This is a genomic window from Nocardiopsis sp. TNDT3 (genome assembly GCF_003427465.1).
Lineage (GTDB): Bacteria > Actinomycetota > Actinomycetes > Streptosporangiales > Streptosporangiaceae > Nocardiopsis > Nocardiopsis dassonvillei.
In genome coordinates this window covers 1-1676 of sequence record NZ_QPFC01001451.1, presented here as the reverse complement: position 1 = coordinate 1676, position 1676 = coordinate 1, and the positions used below count along the sequence as shown (strand labels likewise).

Sequence of the window (1676 nt, the reverse complement as noted above, 5' to 3'; positions counted from 1 at the left end):
CCGGTTCCCCGTGCAGGGCGAGGGATTCGGCGATCCGGCCCGCGTTTCCGGAGCTTACCTGGAGGTTGTCCAGTGCGGCCTGCGGATAGGGGTTGTCCAGGACGCCTCGCACGATCCGGGTCTGCTCGGGGCTCAGTGTCCCCTGCTGCGCGGCTTTTTGTAGTTGTGTCAGGTCGGGCCAGCGGCCGTCGCCGATCTCGTAGACCTGCCATCCGGGGTGGGGTCGGCTCTGGTCGCGGATGCGGTCCAGTTCGGCCTGCACGGTCGCTTCGTCGAGCGGGTTCAGGCGAGCGAAGCGGTTGAGCCAGGAGGAGCGGGTGTAGGCGGAGACGGCGTCCTGGGTCGCGGTGGGGAGGGCGTCGAAGGTGTTGGGGTTGTAGGCGGGGTCGTGCAGGAGGGTGCCGTAGCGGTCGGTTTCGGCGCCGGTGGGCAGTCGGCGGATCGTCCCGGACCCGGACACGGCGGGGTCATCGGTGTCCGTCAGCCCCAGTCCGCGGGCAAGGGAGTCGAGGTCGGCGCCGCTCATCCCGGTGCCGTCCCCGTCCGGATCCCGCACCTCTCCGGCGATGTCGGTCATGGCGAAGACGGTCGTGCGGGAGGTGGTCCCCGGGTGCGGCGGCCCGGCCGCGGGGGCCGGGGTGCGCGAGTCCGGTTCCGTCGTCGTGCCGCTCGGGTCGGGCGCGGCCGGAGCCTCCCGGGGCGTGAGGCCGAACACCGGGCGGAGCTGCTCCTCCAGCGGCGCGCTGGGTGTGGAACGGGGGGCCGTCGGCGGCGGGGCGTCGGGCGGGGTGATATCGGCGAGGTGGGCGGCGGTGGCGTTGGTCGCGGTGGTCCAGGCAGTCACGGCGTCGTTGTAGGCGCCCAGGGCTGTCCGGTAGGCGGTGGTCTGGGTTCCGTAGGCGGTGCGGGCGTCGTCGAGGGCCGCGCGGTTCGCGGGTGTGGGGTCGGCGGCGTGGGCCTTGTACGCGTCGAGGTAGGCCTTGACCAGTGCGGGGAGTTTGGCGCGCTGCTCGGTGTAGGCGGCCTCGGCGTCGGCCATGGCCTTGGCGGCGTCGTACTCGGCGGTGATGGGCGCTTCGGCGGCGTCTGCCTGTTCGGAGGTGAGGACGCCCAGGGCTACGGCGTCGCTCCGGGAGATCCAGGCGCTGGTCCTGTTGGTGTGGTGGGAGGTGAACTGCCGGGGGACGGTGCCACCGAAGAACGCCTTCTCCTCGGTTCGGGCGCCGGTGGTCCAGGTGGTGTCGAACTCCACCAGGTAGGCGGTGCCGAGCCGCTGGCGCTCCATGTCGGAGGGCTCTCCGCTGGCCAGGCCGTCGCCCGTGGGCGAGTCACCGGTGATGGTGCGCGCCGTGGCCTCCCCGGAGCCGGTGAGGTAGGCGTTGCGGTCGTTGTCGTCGGGGTCCACGGTGTGGTGGCCGGTGGGCCGGAAGGCCGTGGTGGCGGTGGTTCCGCCGCCCTGGGAGCGGCTGTGGGAGACGCTCTGCCCTTCGGCCTCCTTGTGGACGAGCCTGGCGTCGGGGCGCGCGGTGACGATACGGGCGCCGGTGAAGTCGGGGGTGGCGGCGACACGCCACTGGGTGCGCCCGATCCGCAGGATGTCGGTACCGGAGGGGCGGCCGAGGTTGTGCGAGAGGAGGCCCTTGAGGGCCACGGGGTTGAGGGAGTTGTCGATGGGG

At 72.7% G+C, this 1676-nt stretch carries 1 protein-coding gene; it reads right to left on the bottom strand.

Annotation, left to right across the window (positions count from 1 at the left end; translation table 11 throughout):
- Window positions 1–1676 (bottom strand): hypothetical protein (locus tag DQW06_RS29735; RefSeq protein WP_370449160.1); only part of this gene is annotated, 1676 nt, incomplete at both ends.